Below are 22,122 nucleotides of genomic sequence, written 5' to 3' on the forward strand. Positions count from 1 at the left end.
AGTCAGGGTTAACGGGATGAGGAATCAATCAGTCCGGCGGCCAGCGCCAGTTGCCACAAGCCACGCTCGGTGGCCTGCTCGGCCAGCGTCACGTTGGCGAAACCACAGGCATCGAGCGCGCGGCTGTAGCGCGCACAGAGTTGTGCATTGCCAATGAGGATGATCGAAGGGAGATTCGGCTTGTCGCGGCGACGTCGCTGAACCGTGGCGAGCGCCGCCAGCTCATGGCCGATCATCAGGCCGGACAGATAATCGGCCTGCTCGGTCGGGCTGAGTTCGCCGGTCAGGCCTAAGGTACGGGCGCTGAATAAGCTCGACAGCACGCCAAGCTCACCGTCCGCCGACTGCGCAACCTGCACGCCCCGGTCAAACGCCAGAGCATCGAACGTCGCGCCTTGCTTCAGGGTCCGGCCGAGGATGCTGTGTTCACTGAGCACGGCGAACACTTCGCCGGTCATAAACGTGTCGAAGTGAATGATGCAGCCATCGACCACGTCCACCCATTTCGAGTGGCTGCCCGGCAGGCCGATCAACAGATCAGCACCCGCCTCAATCGGCAGATTCTGCAACACGCCAAGCACCTGGGTTTCTTCGCCGCGCATCACATTCGGCAGACGCGAACGTTGGATCACGCCCGGCACGATATGCACCACGGTGCCGCGCAGACTGATCACTGTTTGTAGGGAGTTTCCGAGATTGGCGACGTTCGCCGGCGTCTCGCAGTAGGCCGCTTCACGCCAGCCCTGTGCGCTGCCAACCATGCCGCAGGCAATCACCGGCAGATCCGGCTGCGCATCGAGCCAGTCGCCGCACGCCTCGTCGAACGCCAGTTCAAAACCATCGGCGCATTCGCGACCGTTGATGATTCGCGGGGTCTTGGGCAACTGCATGATCCCGGACGACAGCGCGCGCTGCTCCAGCACCACGCCGCCCGCCGCGAGTTTGTAAGCACGTAATGAGGTCGTCCCCCAGTCGAGCGCGATCAATTGCGCCAGCATCGCTTCACCTGTTTTGTTTTTGGCAGTGAGTGCGACGGACTATAGACCTCTCAGACGGTAAATCTCAATATGTAATTTTGCATCCCATATTTTGGGATAATTACATCTACCCACCCTCCTCGAACAGATCCGTGATTCACCGTTATCAATATCACTACTGACGCTCTATCGCCTGAACGAAAACACTGGCAGGAATATTCATCGATTTTGAGTAATACGGACCGTAAGCGTAGGCAGCTGTCCTGAACTTACATGCCACGACCTGACGCGCGCTCAATACCATCAACAGTTGTTTTTTATTGAAGTACGTACTCAGCGTTCCACCGTCCGGTGTATGCACCGCAGAGACCTCAGCCGAATACACATATGGCCCCGCAGCAGATTCATTTAATACCGCGACGACCTCCCCTTCGAGATACCGGGTCAGGTCCTGTTTTGTTTCGAAGAAGCCACTCTCATCCAATGAACAGATCAAGGCATTGCCGACCTGATGTTGGCCGGCATTGATCTCGAAGAATCGCAACAGATCAGTCATTGAACTGAAGCGAACATCCAGAAGAGCACTGTCTCCAGGCTTGGTAACAGAAACAAATTCAATTTCGGTCTCTGGTAATGGCACTCTTTTTGCGCACGAAGCACACAAACAAAGAACTAGAACTGCAAGCAACACTCGCATGTCAAGACTCCAGGTATTTGATCATTTTTTCAGCGATGAGATCACATGCGGACTGTTCGCCAAGAATCCTCGCCTTGAACATTACGCCTGCATCTTCGTGGTTGGTGTCTACCGCTTTATTGATATCAGGACCCGAGCTCATAACCCAGCGTTCTCCCATCTCGGCGACATCATCGGACTGATTGGGTTTCGCCGGTGCAGCCAATATATTGATCCAGTACTCTGCACCAGGCTTCGGGGTGGTGGCGTAAATGTCTGAAATCAGCCAGACACCCAGTCCGCCGCCCACAGGATCAAGCGTGACCAAGGACTTCACCGTAAATCCCTGTTCTTTGAGTATGGCTGCCAGATGAGCGCCGTTCCATCCTCCAAGACTGTGACCGACGATACTTATATAAATTGATTTATCACCTTTCAGATAACTCAGCACATACTTTTCTATGTCTTTCTTGCCGCGCACATCCTTATAACTAAGGTACACCGACTTTATTTTTCCAATTTGCGCGTCGCTGAATTTTTTAGGCAATAAAACCTGCGCACTGGTTACGTTACCGTGAGGTGGTTGATCTTGATAATACGGCTCCTTGTCTCCAGCCCCGCCAATGAAAAACACGACGATTTTTTTGATTTTGATTGCCACGGTTTTTACAGTCTGATCGGTTTTGCAAGTCAACTCGTGACTCACCACCTCGTTTTTGCAATCTTTGAGTGCAGGGTTTGCGACTTCCATTTCGATCACTCTACAAACAGTTTGATTGTTTCGGCCAAATGCGAGCTGACCATATGAGTAAAGCCCTGCTCATTGGTGATTCCGTGTTCCATGCTGCCATCGCCCCGTTGAATCACATAGGGATGATCGGGCACCGGCTCGCCAGTTGCTTCATTCACCACTTGCAACCTGTCCGTAAAATGCACCGGCATCGGCAACAGCCCACTAAACGCTGCCCCTCCGCCACTCTGGCCGATAATCACCGTCCCCGAGCCACCCACCACGACATTGCCGTGGCCTCCGGTGCTGTCGAGCGTGGCGGCATTCAAGCCGTTGATAAAAACGGTGCCGGAAACGGCTCCGGTAATCGGGCTGCCACACGCCGATTTATCGGTCATGCGCGCGGCGGCGAGGCCGTCGAAGAAGACGTTCGGCGAGCCGGAGGCAATCGGGTTGGTGCCATGCCCTGGCAATGGGCAGGCGGTCGGGTCGGTGACGCGTGCAGCGGGTTTACCACTCAATTCAAAGCTCCTTGCTTCAGGGGTTCCGGGGGCGGCTGATGAATATCGATGTCGGTCGCGGCGAAGCGCCAGCGGTTGTCGACGGGGTCGAACAGGGCGTGGCAATGTTCACGGCTGTCGGGGGATGTAGCGATTTGCAGATGTTGCCAGGCTTGATCGACATGCCATGCCAGCTCGGCAGGCGTCGCGTCATCCAGCTCGTTGAGCCAGGCGTTGTAGTTGCGCAGGTGATTGCGTTCGTAAGTCGATTGCAGCAAATCGGCCATTTGTGTGCCGAGGTCCAGATGATGCTGGGCCGTCCACTGGCCGATCTCGGAATAGACGTACCAGCCCATCGGCATCAACCCGCCGTCCTTGAGCAGCGAATGCCCGGCAGGGGCGACGAAACCACAACAAATGTGCAGCGTCAGCCAACCTTGATGGGCGTCGATAAACGCCGTCGGATCGAAGGTGCGTAGCGGTATCACGCGGTAATCGGCGAGCCCGGCACTGCGGGTCATCAACTCGGCATCAAGGCGTGACACGAACGCACGAATCGCGCTGCCGCCCGTGCGGTTTGTCATGCAGAGAATGTCGACCGGTTGCCGCTTGGGGTTGTCGCTCGAGCCTGAGTTTTTCACCAGGCCATACAGACGCATTGACACCCGTAGTCCGCTCATCGCCGGTCACTCGTTGACACGGCGAAGGCTCCACGGGCGTGGAGAAATTGTGCCAGAGGCATTGCAGGTGTCGTCCGTGAGCGCGCAAAAATGGCGCGTAGAATGCCGGACTAGAGCGTTGGCGACAATCGAATTACTTCCGGATTGCCATCATTGTGCTCAGCCTTCGGCAAACTCACGCAGGACTTTGCCATCCATGCGATAACGCACCCACTCTTCCTGCGGTTGCGCGCCGAGGGACTTGTAGAAATCGATGGCCGGCGTGTTCCAGTCGAGCACGCTCCATTCGAAGCGGCCGCAGTCGTTATCGCAGGCGATTTTCGCCAAGTGACGCAACAAGGTTTTGCCAGCACCGCCGCCGCGTTGTTCGGGGGTGATGTAGAGGTCTTCGAGGTACAGGCAGTTGCTGCCGAGCCAGGTCGAATAGCTGAAGAAGAACACCGCGAAACCGATTGGCAAACCGTCGCGTAGGCAGATCAGGCCGTGGGCGGTGGCGCCTTCGCTGAACAGGCTGCGTTCGATGTCGGCAACGCTGGCGATGACTTCGTGACGGGCCTTTTCGAAATCGGCGAGTTCAGTGATGAAGGCGAGGATTTGCGGGGCATCGCTGGGGGTCGCCGGGCGGATTTCGATCGTCATGGACGGGCCTTGTCGGAAAAAGGAAAACGCCATACTAAGGTGGTGAGCGGCGCTCGTCACATGGCAAAACACACACTACCCTGCGCAATGTTGCAAACACTGCAGTTCCCTGTGGGAGCGAGCCTGCTCGCGAAAGCGTCCTTTCAGTCACCTGCATTGTTGATTGACAGACAGCATTCGCGAGCAGGCTCGCTCCCACACAGTGACTTCGACAGTCTAAAAGGATGTTTATGAACCTTGAGTTTTTTACACCGGTGGAGGCACTGGCAGCAGAGTTACTGCCGTACGCATTGGAGCCGTCCGACGACGGCGCTCACGACCTCGCCCACCTGCAACGGGTCTGGCACAACGTGCGTACGCTGCATGAAGAAGAAGGCGGTGATCTTGAGGTGTTGTTGGCCGCCGTGCTCTTGCACGATTGCGTGGCCGTCGAGAAGAATTCGCCACTGCGTTCGCAGGCTTCGCGGCTGGCGGCAGATAAAGCTTCGTCAGTGCTGGCCGATCTGAACTGGTCCGAAGAAAAAATCGCCGCCGTCGCCCACGCCATCGAAGCCCACAGTTTCTCCGCCAACATCACCCCGCTCACCCTCGAAGCGAAAATCGTCCAGGACGCCGATCGGCTCGACTCACTCGGCATGCTCGGCGTCGCCCGCACTTTCTACATCGCCGGGCGCATGGGTTCGGCGCTCTACGACCCGCAGGATCCCGAAGCGAAACAACGCGATTACGATGACACGCGTTTTTGCCTCGATCATTTCCAGACCAAACTGCTGCACCTCGCCGACGGTTTCCAGACCGTCGCCGGCCAGCGTCTTGCGCAGGTCCGTCATCTGCGCCTGAAGGGATTCATGGAGCAGTTCAAGGAAGAGATCGGCCTCGCTTGAGCATTACTCCGGCGTGCAGTGATCCTGACTTCGCCAAGCTCAGACCTAAGCCGCCTGCCTGACGTGTTAAACAGATGACGCTGAATTTTTCCGCTTAAGGATTCACGTCATGTCGCAAGCAACACCCAAGGTTTCAGGAAAGCTGTTCGGTCTGTTCTGCCTCGCCAGTTATCTGCTGTCGCTTTCGTACGGCTCGACGTTTTTATTGTCGCTGTTGATCAGTTCTCGCGGCGGCAATGAGCACGACGCCGGCAGTGTGATTTCGGCGGCGATGCTCAGTACGTTTGTGGCGGTGCTGGTGTCCGGGCATCTGTCGGACTGGCTCGGGGCGGCGCGCTCGATTGCCCTGTTTGGTCTGTTGCTGGTAGCAGCGAGCCTGGGCTTTGCGCTGACGCCAGGGTTTGGTCATCTGTTATTGGTTTTCGGTTTGTTGCTGGGATTGGGCTGGGGCGTTTTCTATACCTTGGGGCCGATCATCGTCGCCAGTCTGGTGACCCCGGCGCAGCGCGCCAAGTACTTCGCGCTGCTGTCGGGCAGCATGATGACCGGGATCGGAAGCGGCCCTTTACTCGGACGGGCAGCGAGTGCGCTGGGCTTGCCAGTGATCTCGGCGTTTTATCTGGCGGCGCTGGCAAGCCTGATCGGGGTGCTGCTGTTCTGGCAGCTGGGTGCTCGTTTGAAAAGCACGCAGACCCCGACAGCGGCAAAAATCAGCTGGCAAGCGACCACTCAAGTGCTCGGCTCGCGTGCGCTGTTTCCGATCATCATGGTTGGTCTCGGCGGTTGCGTATTCGGTGGATTGTCGAGCTTTCAGACCAGCTATGCCGCCGCCCGCTCGCTGGATTATTCGTTATTTTTTCTCGGTTTCATGAGCGCGGCAATCAGCAGTCGGATGTTGATCGCCGGATATGTCGTCAAGCGTGATCCTTTGCGCGCATCGTGCCTGCTGTCGGGGCTGATGCTGGGTTCGATTGTGCTGTTCGCGTTCGGTGTGCACAGCGGATTCAGCTATCTGTTAGCGGCGCTGACGCTCGGCGTCGGTTATGGCCTGACCTATTCGGTGATCAACGGCCTGGCGGCCAACGAAGCACCGGCCGGTACTACATCGCAGGCCTTGTTGCTGTTCAGTCTTTCGTACTTCATCGGCGTGTTTGGTTTCCCGCTATTGGCCGGGAAAATCATCGTTGAGCAGGGCATGAGCACGCTGCTTTTGACGGTTTTAATCGTCGCGTTGGCCAACTGGCTGATTACCCTTGGCCGCTTGCTCTGGCGGCGGATCAGTCTGAAAGCCGCGCAGGCAACCTAGACCGTTCGTCGCTGATCAGGCACCAATCCGATCACTGGGCAGACCAACGACAGGTAAGGATTCCAATCACTGGAGAAGCCCTATGATCCCGTCAAGGTTGACCGCTTTTGTATTCAGCGCCCTGCTCTGCCCTGCGGTTTTCGCCGCATCCGCCACCGCTGCGGGCACCGGCCCTACCGATCCGACTCCGCCACGCGCGCCCGCCATCAACAGTGCTCCCGGTATGAATACTGATGGCTCCGGCGTGCCCTTGATCAATCAGCCTCCCGCCACCGGCACCGACCCGCGCACTCAGGGCAGCGACCCGGGCCGGCAGGGCGGCATGAACACCCCCGACGCCCCCGCCACGCCAGACAACGCGGGCCCAGGCGTTGGCTCGAAAACCACCACCGGTGGCTCCGGTTCCGAAGGCTCCGGTCAGTAGTTCGCCGACGCGAGCGTCCTGTTCAATCCAATGAAGAGGTAACCATGAACGTCGATAAAAACCTGGAAAAAGAAGTCCTCACCCGCCTGCTGCACGCCCATCCGAGTGGACTGGGCAAGGAGGTGCTGGACAATTACCGGGGCGAGAAGGTCGTGGCCAGCGCCCTCGCCGCTTTGCAGGATCGTGGACTGATTCACCACGGGCATGTGACCTGCAACGAGGCTGGCGAACATTCGTTGAACCTGCCGATCAAGCTCAGTGCGGCTGGCGTTGAGGCGGCGCGCAAGCTGGATCTGCAGTAGTCCTGCGGCCGCTCGCTGCCGACGCGGCGAGCGGTCGAACCTGCACACAAGAGGAGAAGTCCCATGCCTCGTGGAAGCAAAGACAAATACAGCGCTGAACAGAAGCGCAAAGCCGAGCACATCGAAGACAGCTACGAGAAAAAAGGCCTGTCGAAGGATGTGGCTGAGGCGCGCGCCTGGGCGACGGTCAACAAGCAATCGGGCGGCGGCGAAAAGGCTGGCGGTTCGGGACGCAAGAAACCGCCGAGTGCCAAGTCTGAAGATCGCAAGGAGTCATCGCGGCGTGCGGTGGCCAGTCGTGAAGGGCATTCGCGTAACAGCAAGGCGTCGAAGGATACGCAGACAGTCGATAGTTTGATGAAAGAGGCTCGTGCGAAGCAGATTCCCGGACGATCATCGATGCGTAAGCAGGAGCTGATTGAGGCATTGCGCAAGGCCAGCTGACTTTGAGTGAGATTGACGGCGCCTTCGCGAGCAGGCTCGCTCCCACACTGGATCGATGTCGTTCACACATCCCCTGTGGGAGCGAGCCTGCTCGCGAAAGCGGTGGATCATGCGCCGCCGGAATCAATGATAAACGCATCCACCTCTGCCGCTCCCGGCGAAGTCGCCGGCCCCCAGCGTGTCACCGCAATAGCCGCTGCCGCATTCGCCCGCCGCGCCGCTTCATGCGCTGACAAACCCTGCGCCAACCCGGCGACAAACACCCCGGCATGGGCATCACCGGCGCCATTGCTGTCTACCGCTTTAACCGCAAACCCGGGCACATGCCGACGCTCATCGCGCTGATGAATCCAGCAACCCTGCGGCCCGTCACGCACCACCATCAGCACCTCTTTGGGCAGGTGCTCAGCGAGTCGATCCAGCGCTGCGCCAATGTCCTCAGCCCCGGTAAAGCGCAGCGCTTCAACACTGTTGCTGGTCCACACATCAATGCGCGGCAGCAGCGCCTGCATCAGCGGCGAGTCCGGCGATTCCACCAACGGGCCCGGATCGAACACCACGTTGATCGACTCCGGTAACGCCAATGTCCAGTCGAGCAACGCCTGCGCTTTGCCTTCGTGCAACAGGCTGTAGCCACTGAGATAAACGTAATCGCCCGCTTCGACCGCAACGCTGTTCAGATCCTCCGCCGTCACCTCACCTTCAGCGCCGATGTAGGAAATGAAACTGCGCTCCGCCGACGCATCGGTCAGCGCCACACACAACCCGGTGTCGCGCTGCGCAGGCTGGCGAATGCCGATGTGAATCCCCTCGGCATTCATCGCTTCACGCGCCAGATCACCGAAACGCCCAGTGCCATGACGACCGAGATAAACCACCGGCAGGCCATTACGCACCGCTGCCGCCATCACATTGAACCCGCCACCGGCTTCGAAACCGGCCGACTGCGCCAGCACGTCACCGCCAATCTGCGGCAGTTTATCCACGGCCATGACCAGGTCGATGATGACCTGGCCGGTGTGCAACATCTTAGGCATGAGCATTCTCGGTTTGCGCGGCGCGACGGTCTTTCGCCCCGCCGAGGACAAAGTAAATGCCACCGGCCACCACGAAGGTCACGATCCAGCCGAGGCCGTTGTGGCCCAGCCACGAGTCGGACAAAAAGCCTTTGAACCAGACGTTTTCAGCGGTAGTGCCAATGGTGGTGAAACTGAAGCCAAGGACGATGGCAATCGCCCACGCGCCGAACGCGCGCCACTCGATGCCGCCGTGATACCAGTAGGCACTGCTCGGGCTGACGTCGAGCAGGTCTTTCGGGCTGTAGTAATGACGGTGAATCAGGTCAACGACGAAGATCCCGACCCACGCGGTGATCGGCACCGCCAGTAGGGAAATGAAGGTGATGAACGGGCCGTAGAAACTGTCGGCGATCAGCATGAAGTAGATCGAGCCGGCGAAAATCGCGACGATATCGACCACCACCGCGTAGACGCGTTTGACCTTCAGGCCAAGGGTCAGTGTGGTCAGACCGGCGGAGTACACCGACAGGTTGTTCGACAGCAACAAGCCACCGAACGCCGTGATCAGGTACGGCACGGCCATCCACGTTGGGAGCATGTCGCGGATTGCAACAATCGGGTCAGTCGCCGAAGCGAGGTCGTTGTTGCCCACCGACAGCAAGCCGCCGAGGGTGATCAGCAGCACCAGCGGAATGCCCGCACCGAACGCGGCAGACGCGACCAGACGTACAGCCTTGACGCTGCGATGCTGATAGCGCGACATGTCGGCGCCAGCGTTGGCCCAACCGATGCCGGTGCCGGCGGCCATGGTGCCAATGCCGATGATCATTGCGCTCATCGGCGCTGGCGTAGCGTTGAACACCGCGCTCCAGTCGATGGTCGCGCAGAGGAAACCGCCGACCAGAAGATTCAGCGCTCCGAACACGTAGGTCGCCCACTTCTGGATCACCAGCAGCGTCGCGTGGCCGAGGCCGGATACCGACAGAGTCAGCAGCACGAAAATCGCGATAAAGATCAACGTCAGTATCGGCGCACTTTTCGCTTCCACGGGTGAGCCGAACAGGATCGAGCACAGCGACAACAGCACAAATGCTGCGGTGGTGGTGTTGACGGTTTCCCAACCCAGGCGCGACATCAGCGAGACCAGCGTCGGGCCGATATTGCCGCGCACGCCGAAGATCGCCCGCGACAAGGTCAGGCTCGGTGCGCGGCCACGTCGACCGGCAATCGAGATGATCCCGACCACCGCGAACGAACCGGCAGCGCCGATGATTGCGACGATGATTGCCTGCCAGATCGCCAGCCCGCGAAACGCCACCAGCGTGGCGCCCAGCGGCAGACCGAGGATGGAAATGTTGGCGGCGAACCAGACCCAGAACAGTTGCAGCGGATGGCCGTTGCACTCGGCTTCCGGCACCGGTTCGATGCCGCGGGTTTCCAGTTGCCCGGCGCTTTGCCCGGCGTTTGATGAACTCATGAAGATGCTCCTGTTTGCCTTTTTTGTGGTTGTGGCAATGATGCAAAACGACAAGACATCGCGGCCGTCCTCGGCCTGTCTGCGCGATCCATTGCGGGTTAAAAATTCGAAATTCGCGGTGCGGCTTTCGCGAGCAGGCTCGCTCCCACAGGGATCACGCCGTACCTGCTCGCGAAAGCGTCAGCCCAGTCAGCGCAAGGCCAACAGCCCCTGCACCAACGGCTCAAGCTCCAGGTGATTAACCGATTTGACCGTGTCGATCATCGGCACTGGCCAGCTCTCAAGACCCAGGCAGGCCCCGAGCATGGCGCCGAGAATCGCCGCGATGGTGTCAGTGTCACCGCCAAGACTGGCGGCCATGCACAGCGCATCAAACGCGCTCATCTCGCCGACAGCCACTTGCTGCGCCAGGGCAAACGAAACCACCACCGATTCCTGCGACGCCACCGAAGTACCGATCACGTCATAGAGCAGATCCGCCAGCAAAGCCTTGTCGCTATCGACACTGATGGTGCGCGCCCAACTGATTCGCGAGCCAATGCGCCCACCGGCCACCCAGTGCCCGTGCGCCTCGGCTTGCTGAGCGATGTGCTGGCCGAGGTTCAACGCCTCGCCCAGGTCCATGCCATTGATGCCGGCAGATACCACCGCTGCCACCGCCGCCGCACTGGAAATCCCCAGCGTGGTGTTGTGGGTGACCTGACAGGCCTGTACCACCGCTGCGATAAACCGCTGAGGATCGGCAACATCCGCCGCGATCCCTACCGGCGTAATGCGCATGGCCGCGCCGTTGGTGGTGCCGTAGCGTCCGGCCTCTTCCGGCGAATGGCCGGCGAGGATCATTTCGATGGCGCGCTTGGTCGACGGCCCGAGCAAGTCCTGCGAGCCCTTGGCCTGCATCTCGGCTTCCCACTCGATCAAGCGTTGCGCGAGGATCGCCGGTTCGATGCGGCCTTTGCCTTCGACCAGCAACTCACCGACCAGAATGGCTTGTTCAGTGTCGTCGGTGATCGAGCCTTTGGGCATGTTTGCGGCGATCGGTTGCAAGGGACCTGCATCCTGCAGATCAGTGATTGTGCCGAAGCGGGTCTTGATGGTTTCGCGGTTCAGCGATTGCGTCGGCATGCCCAGTGCATCACCGAGGGCCAGGCCATAGAAAGCACCAAGGGCACGGTTGAGCGCGGTCATTTCGATTCTCCAAATTGCAGGTGCAAACGGAAATGCACCGGATCGAGCAGGCTTTCGACCAACTCCATGAAACGGTTCTGGCGATCATAGGTGGTACGCAACGCCTTGAGGAAAACGGTGCCGACCGGGCGCCCGAGCAATTCGGCGTCTTCGGCATTCAACGGCTCGGCACCGATCCACTGATCACCGCGTTCGCCGATGTAGCCGTATGCGGCAAGGGTGATGGTCAGGGAATTGTCGATCAGACCGACACGCGGCAGGCTTTCCAGGCCGCCAGTGGCCGGCATCAAAGAGCGTTCGAGGGAGACCAGTGTGCCTTCGTTAGAGCGGCGGCGACGGTCGAGGGTGATGAATTGGTCAGTGCCGAACCGCGAGAGCAGATCGGGCCGGGTCACGGCTTCCAGACGCAGCACTTCGGTGTTGATCAGCGCGCCGCTGTCGGCCAGCGCCTGCGCCCAGCCGCTGCGCTGGTCGAGCGCGACACCGTCGAAAGTGACGATGGATCCGACGCCGCTTTGCGTGGCGATGTAATTGCGCCGTTTCAGTTCGGCCAGTGCTTCGCGCAGCGTGCCTCGGCTGACTTGGAATTCTTGAGCCAACTGATGTTCGCCGGGCAACAGAAAGCCGTCCTCCATGAGGCCGCTTTCGATGCGCCGGACGAGTTCGTCGACCACCCGTTGTTTCTTGTCAAATCGTACCTGTCTAATCATGTACAAATTGATACCCGAAACGGGTGCGGGCGAGCAAGGAATATTTGGGGAGAGTGACGAAAGGCGGGAGAATCAAAAGCCCCTCACCCTAGCCCTCTCCCGGAGGGAGAGGGAACTGATCGAGGTGTTTATTCCAATTACATCGACCTGAAATATCCAGTCGAACTCAGGTTTGAAAAGCTAAGAGATCTGCTCCCTTTCCCCTCTCCCTCTGGGAGAGGGCTGGGCGGGCGGCGTTCCGATGAGGGTAGCCTTTGACTCAGCGTTGTTTCAGACGGTCAATCACGACGGCCAGCAGCAGAATCGAACCCCGAATCACATACTGATAAAACGTATCAATATTCTTCAAGTTCATCGCATTCTCAATAATCGCCAAAATCAACACCCCGGCAATCACATGCCGAATCATGCCGATCCCACCGCTCAACGACACCCCGCCCAACACGCACGCCGAGATCACCGTCAGCTCAAATCCCTGACCAATCATCGGCTGCCCCGAGGTCATCCGCGACGCCAGAATCACCCCCGCCAACGCACCGATCACACCATGCACGGCAAAGATAATGATCTTGGTCCGGTCAACGTTCACACCCGCGAGCAACGCCGCTTCCTGGTTGCCACCGATGGCCATGGTGTTGCGCCCGTAGGTGGTGTAATTCAACAGCCAACCAAAAAACAGGAAGCAAACAATGGTGATCAGAATCGGCACCGGCACGCCAAACAACTGGCCATTGCCGAAAACGAAGAACGATTCCTGCGACACGCCCACTGCTTTGCCGTTGGCAAAAATGTAAGCCAGACCGCGAACGATCTGCATGGTCGCCAACGTCGTGATCAACGCATTGACGCGCAACTTGGCAATCACGATCCCGTTGATCAACCCGACAATCAGGCCCATCACCAGCGCCGCGCTGACACCGAGAAACACGCTATTGGTGTCACGCATCACCACCGCCGCAACCACCCCGGCGCAGGCAATCACCGAGCCCACCGACAGGTCGAAATGCCCCGACGCCAGGCAGTACAACATCGTGCACGCGGCAATCCCGGTGGTGGAAATCGCCAAGCCCAGGCCACGCATGTTCAGCGGCGAGAGGAAGTTGTCGATCAGCAGCGTGCAGGCAACGAATATGCCCACAGCCGCCAGCAACATGACCCAGTCATCAAGGAAGCGTCGCATGTCCAGCGGCTTGCGCTCTTTCGGCAGGGTTTCGTTTTGGGTTGTCATCATAGTCACCTCTCAGTTCGCCACGCCGTCAGCGCGGTGGCGCGGCAAAGCCAGTTGCAGCAGGTTGGATTCATTGGCCTGATCGCGGCCGATTTCGCCGCGCAGGGCGCCTTCGCAGAGCACCAGAATGCGGTCGGAAATGCCCATCACTTCCATCAGATCGCTGGACACCACGATCACCGAAATGCCGTCGGCGGCGAGGTTATGGATGATCTGGTAAATCTCGGCTTTGGCACCGATGTCGATGCCGCGCGTCGGTTCGTCGAGCAGCAGGACCTTCATCGGCATCGACAGCCAGCGACCGAGAATGGCCTTCTGCTGATTGCCGCCGGAGAGGAATTTGATCTGCTGGCCGGCGTGCGGGGTTTTCACTTTCAGCGCTTTGATCTGTTTGTCGGCGTTGCCCTTTTCCCACAGACCACGAATCAGGCAACCGAGGCCGGAATGAGCGCCGCGTGCGCTGATGTTGATGTTTTCGGCGACGCTGGCCAGCGGGATGATGCCTTCCTTCTTGCGATCTTCCGGGCAGAGCAGAATGCCCGCAGCAATCGCGTCGCGCGGTGAGCGCAGTTTCAGTTCGTGACCGCGCAATTCGAGGCGTCCGGCGGTGTTGCGTTCCAGCCCGCTGAGCAGGCGAAACAGCTCGGTGCGCCCTGCCCCGACCAATCCGAACAGGCCAAGGATTTCACCTTTGTGCGCTTCGAAACTGATCGGCTCGCGCAGACCCGGGCCGAGCAAACCATCAACCTTCAGCGCGACGGCACCGCGTGGTCGATGGCGATAATCGTAGATGTCCTGAATGTCGCGACCGACCATGCAGGTCACCAGTTGATCGTGGGTCAACTGGCTCATGTCGTCGAAGGTGCGCACGTAGCGACCGTCCTTGAACACCGTCACGGCGTCACAGATGCGGAACACTTCTTCCATGCGGTGGGAAACGTAGAGCACGACTTTGCCCTCGTCACGCAAGCGGCCGATGATTGCCATCAAGCGGTCGATCTCGCGGGCCGAAAGGCTGCTGGTCGGCTCGTCGAAAGCGATGACGTGGGCACCGCGCGACAGCGCCTTGGCGATTTCCACCAGTTGCCGCTGGCCGAGGGACAAGCGCCCGACCTTGGTCTGCGGATCGATTTCGTCGGCCAGGCCTTTGAGGCAGTTCAACGCTTGCTGACGCAGGACACCGCGATTGATCAAACCGAAACTGGCCGGCAGATGGCCGAGAAACAGGTTTTCGGCGACGGTCATTTCCGGCACCAGATGCAACTCCTGGTGAATCACCGCGACGCCGCTGCCGATGCTGTCAGCGGTCGACTTGAACGCCATGGTCTGCTCGCCGATCTGCAACTCGCCGCTGCTCGGGATGTAAGCACCGCCGAGGATTTTCAGCAGGGTCGATTTGCCAGCGCCGTTCTCGCCCATCAAGGCGTGAACCTGACCGGGATGGGCGACAAAGCTGATAGCGTCCAGCGCCTTCACCCCGGGAAAGGTTTTGCCGATCCCGTTGAAGCGCAGGCTGCCGCTGGCACCGTGTTGTTCTTGTGTTTGTACTTGCGCGTGCATAAAGCCACCTCTTCACACCGAAAAACGGCCCGGCTGCCCGGGCCGCCACTGCGTCAGTTCCACAGGCCGATTTTTTCCAGCTCTTGCTTGAAGTTCTCGCGGGTGATCAGGGTGACGTCGTCCATCGCGGTGTACTTCGGCGGTTCTTTGCCGGTGGTGACCCACTCGTACATCATCTCGGCAGTCTTGTAGCCTTCGATGTGCGGGCTTGGCAGCATCGAGCCGAAGAAGCCGCTGTTAGGCTTTTTCAGTTCGCCGATGGCGTCGGTGCCGTTGATGCCGATGCCGATCACGTTGGCCGCAGCAAACCCGGCGGCTTCGGTGGCGCGCACGCCGCCGAGCACGGTGTTGTCGTTCATACCGCCGATGATCAGGTTTTTTGCGCCGCTCGGCAGTTTCACCAGCGCCGAGTTGGTGGCGTCCATGCTGCCCGGTACGTCGAGGGTTTTCAGTGCGGCAAACAGAATGTGATCCTTCGGCATCCCGGCGTCCTCGAGGGATTTCACCGAACCGTCGGTGCGCTTCTTGCCGGTGTCGAGTTCGTTGTAGGTGTTGACGACCGCGTAAGTGTCTTTCCAGTCCCAGTTACGTTTCTTCGCTTCGGCGACCATGGCGTTGCCCTGTTTCTGGCCGACTTCAAACGCGGCCATGCCGAGGTACGGCACGTCTTCCATGAACTTGCCGTTGGCGTCGACGAAACGGTCATCGACGGCAATCACTTTCAGGTCGTTGAGTTTGGCCTTGGCCATGATTGCCGGGCCGAGCGAGACGTCCGGCGGGCAAATCACGAAGCCCTTGGCACCGTTGGCAGCAAGACTGTCGATCGCCGAGAGGGTTTTCTCACCGTCCGGCACGGCAATCTTGATCAGTTCAAAGCCCTTGTCCTTGGCGGCTTTCTCGGCGAAGGCCCATTCGGTCTGGAACCACGGTTCTTCCGCCTGCTTGACCAGAAAACCGATTTTCACGGTGTCGGCAGCGAGCAGGGCACTGCTCAGGCTGAACGCGGTGACCGCCAGGGCGGTACTGCACAGGGTACGAATCCCGAAACGACGTTTCATAAGCTGACTCCTTGTTATTTTTTTGAGCAATGTTTGAAAAGCGTTAAAGCGTGTTCCTGCAATGCCTGTTGAAAATAGTCATATCGTATGATGATTGGATTTCACACGGATTTATCCGCGTAAAATCCACTGTGCTCAGTCGTGGTACATCACCGAGCGACCACCATCGATGGTGATGCATGAAGCATTGATGAACGGCGCTTCATCACTGGCCAGAAACACCGCCGTCATTGCCACTTCGAGCGGCTGACCGATGCGTTTCGGCGGGTGCAGATCGAAGGCGCGCTGACGCTCGGCGTGCGGGTCGGCGAAACCGTTCCAGTAATCGACGTTCAGTTGCGTTTCGATATAGCCCGGCGCGATGGCGTTGACGCGAATACCTTTCGCCGCGTATTCGATGCCGAGCGCGCGGGTCAGGCCGAGCAAACCGTGTTTGGCCACCGGGTACGGAAAGCAGCCGGGAATGATGTGGCTGGAATGGGTCGAGGCGATATTGATGATGCTGCCGACGCCCTGCTCGATCATCTGCGGCAGCACTGCCTTGCAACCAAACCAGGCGCCGTCCAGATCAATGGCGAAGCAGCGACGCCAGTCTTCTTCGGTCATGGCCAGCGGATCACGGAACACGTTGACCCCGGCGCAGTTGACCAGCACATCGATGCGCCCGTGCAGCTCAACGGCGCGTTTGGCCATGGCATGCAGGTCGGGCTGATGCGAGACATCCGCCTTCAGCGCTTGCACGTCGTAACCTTGCTCACGCCAGTGCACGGCAACCGTCTCGACTTTTTCCGCCTGAATATCACTGATCACCAGTTTCGCTTGCTGCGAGGCGAACGCCGCAACAATGGCTTCGCCGATGCCTTGCGCGGCGCCGGTCAGCAGCACGACCTTGTTTTTCAGACGCTCGCCCTTCGGCGGTGCGGGCACCGGCGGCAGGGAAAGAGGTTCAGCCATGGATCAGGACTCCTGTTTCGCAAGCACAAAAAAACCGGGCATCTGCCGATGTCCGGTCTGGAAGGCGGTTGGAACGAAACAGGCAAGCGCACGCGACAGCTTGGGGCCGTTGCGAGACGCGGACTCCACACGGGAGTGCGATAGACATTCGCTGCATCACTTCACCTGTTTTGTTTTTTTAAGTGTGAGTGCGTGTTACTGCTGGAGCCGACTATAAACCCGACTGCCGAATAATCTCAATATATAATTTTGCATCCCATATTTTGGGATTTAACTGGCAAACCGTGTACAGAGTTTTCCTGCGACATCCACGCGCATCGACAGCACCGCGCCATCCAGCGGATGGTTGTGCGGACTCTTGGCACTGGTGATGTACAGGGTTTTCAGGTCTTCACCGCCGAACACACAACTGGTCGGGCGGCTGACTGGCAGATCAATCCTGCGGTCGACCTTGCCGTCAGGCGTCAGGCGCAGCAGGCAGCTACCGTCCCAGCGGGCATTCCACACGTAGCCTTCGGCATCCATTGCTGAACCGTCCGGGCCACCGTTCTGATCAGGGCCGTACCAGGGAGTGGCCACATCAAGGTTGCCGTCGGCGTGAATAAAATAGCGATACAGCGTGTCCTCGAGACTGTCACCGAACAGGACTGTGGTGCCGTCGTCGCTCCACAGCAACGTATTGGGAATGCCCAGGCCGCGCAGCAATGGCGTGACCCGTTTATCCGGATCAATGCGGAACAGGCCACCGCAGCGCTGGGTGATCGGCAGATCTTCGCCCTGCTCGCCGATGTTGTTTTGCATGGTGCCGAGCCACAGTCGCCCCTGAGCATCGCAACGCGCTTCGTTGGGGCGATTGCCCGGTTGCGGGTCGGCGACGCAGAACAGCGTCAGTCGTGGTTCGAGGCCCGGGGAATCGAGGTCGAGACGATAGACGCCGCTGCTCAGGGTCACCAGTGCATCGCCGCTGGCGCAGGGGATGAACGCGGAAACGTGTTCGGGCATCTGCCAGATCTGCACGTTCTGGCCGATCAGGCGCAGGACCTGTTTGCCGGCGATGTCCACCCAGTACAACGCCTGCGTCGGTGCGTCCCAGAACGGGCCTTCACCGAGTCGGGCGCGGTGTTGGGTCAGGGCGGTCCACGTCATGACAACTCCTTGGATCTTGTTGTTGTTTTAATGTGGGAGCGAGCCTGCTCGCGAAGGCGTCGTGTCAGTCGATGCATGAGTTGCCTGATACACCGCCTTCGCGAGCAGGCTCGCTCCCACAGGGAAATTTGTATTAACCAGCTTTTTTGTCGGCCATGACTTTCGGGTAGAAGCGTTTGATCGCCAGGTCCGCATTGTCGATCAGGGTCATGCACGCCCACACGCCCCGCGCGGAATCCCGGGCGGCGATGGCGTCGGCCATGTCCTTGTGGATCGGCAAGGTGCGGCGCAGTTCATCCGGATCGGCAGCAGATACTTCGAACGACACCGCCAGCAATGCGCCGAGGGCCGGAACCATTTGTTCAATGAATTGATTGTGGCTGGCCGCGAGGATGCATTCGTGGAAGAACTGGTCGGCGCGGTTGTAATCGGTGCCGCTGTCGACCGCGCGCTCGAGGGCGTTGTAAGCCAGTTGCACCGCTTCGATCTGGTCCAGCGTCGCCCGCTCACACGCCCAGCGCACGGCCATCGGTTCGATGGTACGGCGCAGGTCGAGCAAGTCATCGACGAAATTTTCCGGCAGGCCGTTGCGCGACAGCCAACCGACCACTTGCGGATCGAACAGGTTCCAGCGCCGCACCGGCAGCACGCGGGTGCCGACTTTCGGCCCGACTTCGAGCATGCCTTTGGCAACGAGGGTCTTGATTGCTTCGCGAATAACCGTACGACTGACGCCGAGTTGTTCACCCAGATCGGCCTCAACCTTGATGGTCTGCCCCGGCTTGACCTGGCCAGCGGCAATCCAGCTGCCAAGCCAGTCAACGGTCGACGAATGAAAGCTGCTGGACATGAACACCTCAAAGCAGGTCGCGATAGGTGAACACGCTAATCATCATATGATTAACAGTCAATCAGGATTTTTCAGGCAACCCACAAAACCAAATGTGGGAGCGAGCGTGCTCGCGAAAGCGGTAGGTCAGTCAATACTCAGGCTGACTGATACACCGCTTTCGCGAGCAGGCTCGCTCCCACAGTTCGGGATTTGTATTGCTCAGGGTTCCAGGCCGATGCGGAAGAACTCGCCGCCACTCCACACACCGAGCCAGCGCTGGCCGTCGATTTCGCGACTGACCGCCAGTTCCACCAGTTGATAGAACACATTGCGGTGGATCAGCGCTTCAAGGTTGGTGCGCACATGCACGTAAGGCGCTGGTTCTTGGGTCGTGGGATCAATCTCAACCCGGATCGGATGCGCCGGCCCGGCCTCGGCGGTTTCCTCAACGTTGGTGGTAAAGCGCAACAGCTGCGCCTCCCCCTCGCCTTCAACCTCAACCGCAATAGCCACAAACGGCGCATCGTCGACCTTGATCCCGACCTTCTCGACCGGGGTAATCAGGAAATAATCATCGCCGTCGCGGCGCATGATCGTGGAGAACAATTTGACCATCGGCTTGCGCCCGATCGGCGTGCCCAGGTAATACCAGGTGCCGTCGCGGGCGATGCGCATGTCGATGTCGCCGCAGAAGTCCGGATTCCACAAGTGCACCGGCGGCAAGCCTTTGGTTTTCGGGATCTGTCCCAACAGGTCATTGGCTTTTTGCGGGCCACTCATGGCGTTCTCCTTGAATTATTGGTCGCCGACTCCCAACAGGCTGCGCGCGTACTGGGCCAGTGGCGGGCCGATCAGGTCTTCGGGCTTGCTGTCGTGGAACGTCAGTAAACCGCCACGACTCTTGATCCGTGCAGTATCAATCAAATACTGGGTGCTGGTCTCGATCAACATGATCTGAATCACACCGCCGTCGATGCCGAGGCGATCAACCGCTTCTTCATCGAGCCACTCATCGGAGTTGCCGATGCGATCGTCAGCCTTGGCGAAACGCGTGTACAGCAGATAGTGCGCACCAACATCGCGAGCTTCGCCCATCGCCTGGTCCAGGCCTTCCGGCGCGCGAGCACGGCGGACCATCGGGAAGTACTCGACGAAGCCTTTGAAGGCTTCTTCGGCCACCACGTTCGGGCGCGGGTAGGAACCGCCCGGCGGTGCGAACGCGCCTTGGGCAATGTAGATGAACGAGTCCGGCTGAATGCGGAAGTTGTTCACGCGACGGCTGTCGCTATGATCCAGCAAGCCCGCGTCGCTCATCTGGTAGCGAGTGCCTTCGGCCATATCGCTGACAGTCATACAGCCGCCAAGCGCCAAAACGGCCAGCAGCAAAACCAGGCTACGCATCCTATTCCTCCAGAGGCCGGTGACGGAAAACCGGCGAATGGCCGTAGGATGCAGCTTTTGCGCCAGCTCAAGAAATTTGTTGATGGTTAAATCGTATTCGCGAGCAGGCTCGCTCCCACAGGGGGAATACATTCCAAGGTGGGAGCGAGCCTGCTCGCGAAAGCGGTTGATCAGCCGCCGATAATTTTCATCACTGTCGCGCCACCTGAGAACGCCACCTCCTGCTTGTCGCCCAACGCTTTGACCAGCAAACGCTGGAGCGCTGGCAAGGCCTGATGACGCGGCTTGTCGAGCAAATCGCCGACATAGTGGCGGTTGCTCGACGACAGGCAGCCATGCAGCCAACCGGTCGACGACAGGCGCAAGCGCGAGCAGGTCCGGCAGAACGGCACGCTTTCGTTGGCGATCACGCCAAAGTTGCCCAGGCCTGGAATCGCATAGCGCACCGCCGTAGCGTCAACTGGCGCGTCGGTTTGCGCGTACTCGTAACGTTCGCCAATCAGCTGCAGTAATTGCTGCAGGCTGACGAACTGTTGCAGGAAGGCATTGGAGTCCTTGGCCAGATGGCCCATGCGCATCAGCTCGATAAAACGCAGCTCATATCCGCGTTCGAGGCAGTAATCCAGCAGCGGCATCACCTGGTCGAGGTTCTGCCCACGCAACGGCACCATGTTGACCTTGATCTTCATCCCCGCCGCTGCCGCTTGATCCATGCCGTCAAGCACGGTGGCCAGATCGCCGCCACGGGCGATGCTGCGGAAAGCACCGGCGTCGAGGGTATCGAGGGACACGTTGATCCGGCGCAGACCGGCATCCACCAGCAGTGGCAGTTTTTTTGCGAGGAGTTGACCGTTGGTGGTCAGGCTGATGTCTTCAAGGCCCATCTTGCCGACAGCGGTCATGAACGTTTCGAGTTTGGGGCTGACCAGCGGCTCGCCACCGGTAATTCGCAGCCGCTCGATGCCGGCGGCCTCGATCAGATACGCCACGCCACGCGCCATGGCTTCGGCCGACAGTTCATCCTGCGCAGCCACCAACCGCTTGCCGTTCGGCACGCAGTAGGTACACGCGTAATTGCAGGCTGAAGTCAGACTGATCCGCAAATTGCGAAAACGCCTGCCTTGACGGTCAACGATCATGATCACTCCGGCGATAGAAAATCGAGCCGCTAAAACTTGACTCACAAATCAAGTTTTAGCAAGCCCTATGCCTGAGTATATTCCTGCGTTACTGCGTCATGTAGCGAAATCATGGCGCAATAAGGCGGCTGAATGGCTCAGCTGCTTGGCGTTTCCGGGTCACGCTTGCGTTTGTTGCCCATGCGCACGCCAATATCCATCAGGAATTGGAAGAAACCTTCCTGATCTTCCAGCACATTGCTCCAGAACGGCGAGTGATACAGCGCAACAGCGCCGTGCACCAGCGCCCAGGACGCGCAGTAGTGGAAGTATGGCGGCACGTCTTCGAGCTTGCCTTCGCTGATGCGGCCCTTGATCAACAGGGTCAGGCGTTCGAAGTTCGAGGCACGGATCTTGTGCAACTCCTCGACCATTTCCGGCACCTGATTGCCTTTGACGACCTTCTCTTCGAGACGGTCGAACAGGCGATAACGCTGCGGGTCGCGCATGCGGAATTCGAAGTAGGCGCGGGACAGCGCTTCCTTGTCCTTGTCGACATCGGCCGAATGCAGCAGCTCGTTCAAATCACGCTCGTAATCGAGCATGAGGCGCAGATAGATCTCGGCCTTGGATTTGAAGTGCTTGTAGATCGTGCCTTTGCCGATACCCACGGCATCAGCAATCATCTCGACGGTGACGCTGTCTTCACCTTGGTCGAGGAACAGCTTGAGCGCGGTATCGAGAATTTCTTGCTCGCGGCGACGAAACTCACGGACCTTACGAGGTTCTTTGTGCATAAGAAAAGGTCTGAAGGGTCAAAATTCGAAGCCGCGTATTATGCCTAACTTGCGCAAAAATGCACGGATCAT

25 protein-coding genes are annotated in these 22,122 nt (G+C 59.1%); 5 read left to right on the forward strand and 20 right to left on the reverse strand.

Annotated features, from left to right (window positions below):
- Window positions 1-8 precede the first annotated feature (8 nt).
- From HU754_RS21785 to HU754_RS21810, 6 genes are all read right to left on the reverse strand, one after another.
- The gene (locus HU754_RS21785; protein WP_186620496.1) at window positions 9-998 is read right to left on the reverse strand and encodes a 2-dehydro-3-deoxygalactonokinase; all 990 of its coding nucleotides are present in this window, start codon (window positions 996-998) and stop codon (window positions 9-11) included.
- 154 nt (window positions 999-1,152) lie between these two features.
- A complete protein-coding gene (locus HU754_RS21790) occupies window positions 1,153-1,674 on the reverse strand; it encodes a hypothetical protein (protein ID WP_093435370.1) in 522 nt (173 codons plus the stop codon).
- A 1-nt stretch (window position 1,675) separates the two neighbouring features.
- On the reverse strand, window positions 1,676-2,404 hold the full coding sequence (locus HU754_RS21795) for an alpha/beta hydrolase family protein (RefSeq protein WP_186620494.1): 729 nt from the start codon (window positions 2,402-2,404) through the stop codon (window positions 1,676-1,678).
- 5 nt (window positions 2,405-2,409) lie between these two features.
- Window positions 2,410-2,904 (reverse strand): PAAR domain-containing protein, encoded by a 495-nt coding sequence (locus HU754_RS21800; protein WP_093435374.1) that lies wholly within the window; start codon window positions 2,902-2,904, stop codon window positions 2,410-2,412.
- Complete coding sequence (locus HU754_RS21805) at window positions 2,901-3,563, reverse strand: hypothetical protein (RefSeq protein ID WP_186620492.1); 663 nt, start codon at window positions 3,561-3,563, stop codon at window positions 2,901-2,903. Before HU754_RS21805 ends, HU754_RS21800 begins: the two co-directional genes overlap by 4 nt.
- A 159-nt stretch (window positions 3,564-3,722) precedes the next feature.
- A complete protein-coding gene (locus HU754_RS21810; RefSeq protein WP_186620490.1) occupies window positions 3,723-4,202 on the reverse strand; it encodes a GNAT family N-acetyltransferase in 480 nt (159 codons plus the stop codon).
- Window positions 4,203-4,432: 230 nt separating this feature from the next.
- On the opposite strand from HU754_RS21810, the gene HU754_RS21815 reads away from it, so the two are divergent.
- From HU754_RS21815 to HU754_RS21835, 5 genes are all read left to right on the forward strand, one after another.
- Window positions 4,433-5,086, forward strand: coding sequence for an HD domain-containing protein (locus tag HU754_RS21815; protein WP_186620488.1), 654 nt, complete (start codon window positions 4,433-4,435; stop codon window positions 5,084-5,086).
- A gap of 109 nt (window positions 5,087-5,195) precedes the next feature.
- Window positions 5,196-6,392, forward strand: a complete 1,197-nt coding sequence (locus HU754_RS21820; RefSeq protein WP_186620486.1) for an MFS transporter — start codon at window positions 5,196-5,198, stop codon at window positions 6,390-6,392.
- An 82-nt stretch (window positions 6,393-6,474) separates the two neighbouring features.
- The gene (locus HU754_RS21825) at window positions 6,475-6,816 is read left to right on the forward strand and encodes a hypothetical protein (RefSeq protein ID WP_007908306.1); all 342 of its coding nucleotides are present in this window, start codon (window positions 6,475-6,477) and stop codon (window positions 6,814-6,816) included.
- Window positions 6,817-6,860: 44 nt separating this feature from the next.
- Window positions 6,861-7,118, forward strand: a complete 258-nt coding sequence (locus HU754_RS21830; RefSeq protein ID WP_016986009.1) for a hypothetical protein — start codon at window positions 6,861-6,863, stop codon at window positions 7,116-7,118.
- A 63-nt stretch (window positions 7,119-7,181) separates the two neighbouring features.
- On the forward strand, window positions 7,182-7,562 hold the full coding sequence (locus tag HU754_RS21835) for a Rho termination factor N-terminal domain-containing protein (RefSeq protein WP_186620484.1): 381 nt from the start codon (window positions 7,182-7,184) through the stop codon (window positions 7,560-7,562).
- 107 nt (window positions 7,563-7,669) lie between these two features.
- Here HU754_RS21835 and HU754_RS21840 read toward each other — a convergent pair whose 3' ends face one another.
- The 14 genes from HU754_RS21840 to HU754_RS21905 all read right to left on the reverse strand — a co-directional run bounded on the left by HU754_RS21840 (window position 7,670) and on the right by HU754_RS21905 (window position 22,050).
- Entirely contained in the window at window positions 7,670-8,599 is a 930-nt protein-coding gene (locus tag HU754_RS21840) for a PfkB family carbohydrate kinase (protein ID WP_186620482.1), read from the reverse strand.
- Window positions 8,592-10,058: a purine-cytosine permease family protein gene (locus tag HU754_RS21845; protein ID WP_093435390.1), complete on the reverse strand. Its 1,467-nt coding sequence runs from the start codon at window positions 10,056-10,058 to the stop codon at window positions 8,592-8,594. Before HU754_RS21845 ends, HU754_RS21840 begins: the two co-directional genes overlap by 8 nt.
- A 189-nt stretch (window positions 10,059-10,247) precedes the next feature.
- On the reverse strand, window positions 10,248-11,246 hold the full coding sequence (locus tag HU754_RS21850; protein WP_095125196.1) for an ADP-ribosylglycohydrolase family protein: 999 nt from the start codon (window positions 11,244-11,246) through the stop codon (window positions 10,248-10,250).
- Window positions 11,243-11,956, reverse strand: a complete 714-nt coding sequence (locus HU754_RS21855) for a GntR family transcriptional regulator (protein ID WP_093435395.1) — start codon at window positions 11,954-11,956, stop codon at window positions 11,243-11,245. Before HU754_RS21855 ends, HU754_RS21850 begins: the two co-directional genes overlap by 4 nt.
- A 259-nt stretch (window positions 11,957-12,215) precedes the next feature.
- Window positions 12,216-13,184, reverse strand: coding sequence for an L-arabinose ABC transporter permease AraH (gene araH / locus HU754_RS21860; RefSeq protein ID WP_026000669.1), 969 nt, complete (start codon window positions 13,182-13,184; stop codon window positions 12,216-12,218).
- A gap of 12 nt (window positions 13,185-13,196) precedes the next feature.
- The gene (gene araG / locus HU754_RS21865; RefSeq protein ID WP_186620480.1) at window positions 13,197-14,744 is read right to left on the reverse strand and encodes an L-arabinose ABC transporter ATP-binding protein AraG; all 1,548 of its coding nucleotides are present in this window, start codon (window positions 14,742-14,744) and stop codon (window positions 13,197-13,199) included.
- Between the two features lie 53 nt (window positions 14,745-14,797).
- On the reverse strand, window positions 14,798-15,802 hold the full coding sequence (locus HU754_RS21870; RefSeq protein WP_095120568.1) for a substrate-binding domain-containing protein: 1,005 nt from the start codon (window positions 15,800-15,802) through the stop codon (window positions 14,798-14,800).
- 135 nt (window positions 15,803-15,937) lie between these two features.
- Entirely contained in the window at window positions 15,938-16,756 is an 819-nt protein-coding gene (locus tag HU754_RS21875) for an SDR family oxidoreductase (RefSeq protein WP_186620478.1), read from the reverse strand.
- Window positions 16,757-17,026: 270 nt separating this feature from the next.
- The gene (locus tag HU754_RS21880) at window positions 17,027-17,902 is read right to left on the reverse strand and encodes an SMP-30/gluconolactonase/LRE family protein (protein ID WP_186620476.1); all 876 of its coding nucleotides are present in this window, start codon (window positions 17,900-17,902) and stop codon (window positions 17,027-17,029) included.
- A gap of 133 nt (window positions 17,903-18,035) precedes the next feature.
- The gene (locus tag HU754_RS21885) at window positions 18,036-18,752 is read right to left on the reverse strand and encodes a FadR/GntR family transcriptional regulator (protein WP_093435405.1); all 717 of its coding nucleotides are present in this window, start codon (window positions 18,750-18,752) and stop codon (window positions 18,036-18,038) included.
- 201 nt (window positions 18,753-18,953) lie between these two features.
- Window positions 18,954-19,514 carry a DUF1285 domain-containing protein gene (locus tag HU754_RS21890; protein ID WP_186620474.1) on the reverse strand — a complete coding sequence of 187 codons (561 nt, stop codon included), beginning with the start codon at window positions 19,512-19,514 and terminating at the stop codon, window positions 18,954-18,956.
- A gap of 15 nt (window positions 19,515-19,529) precedes the next feature.
- A complete protein-coding gene (locus HU754_RS21895; RefSeq protein ID WP_186620469.1) occupies window positions 19,530-20,135 on the reverse strand; it encodes a DUF4823 domain-containing protein in 606 nt (201 codons plus the stop codon).
- Between the two features lie 170 nt (window positions 20,136-20,305).
- A complete protein-coding gene (locus HU754_RS21900) occupies window positions 20,306-21,274 on the reverse strand; it encodes a GTP 3',8-cyclase MoaA (protein ID WP_186620467.1) in 969 nt (322 codons plus the stop codon).
- Window positions 21,275-21,411: 137 nt separating this feature from the next.
- A complete protein-coding gene (locus tag HU754_RS21905; RefSeq protein ID WP_007908276.1) occupies window positions 21,412-22,050 on the reverse strand; it encodes a TetR/AcrR family transcriptional regulator in 639 nt (212 codons plus the stop codon).
- Window positions 22,051-22,122: the final 72 nt, after the last annotated feature.

The organism is Pseudomonas zeae, from assembly GCF_014268485.2.
In the GTDB taxonomy this organism is placed as follows: domain Bacteria; phylum Pseudomonadota; class Gammaproteobacteria; order Pseudomonadales; family Pseudomonadaceae; genus Aquipseudomonas; species Aquipseudomonas neuropathica.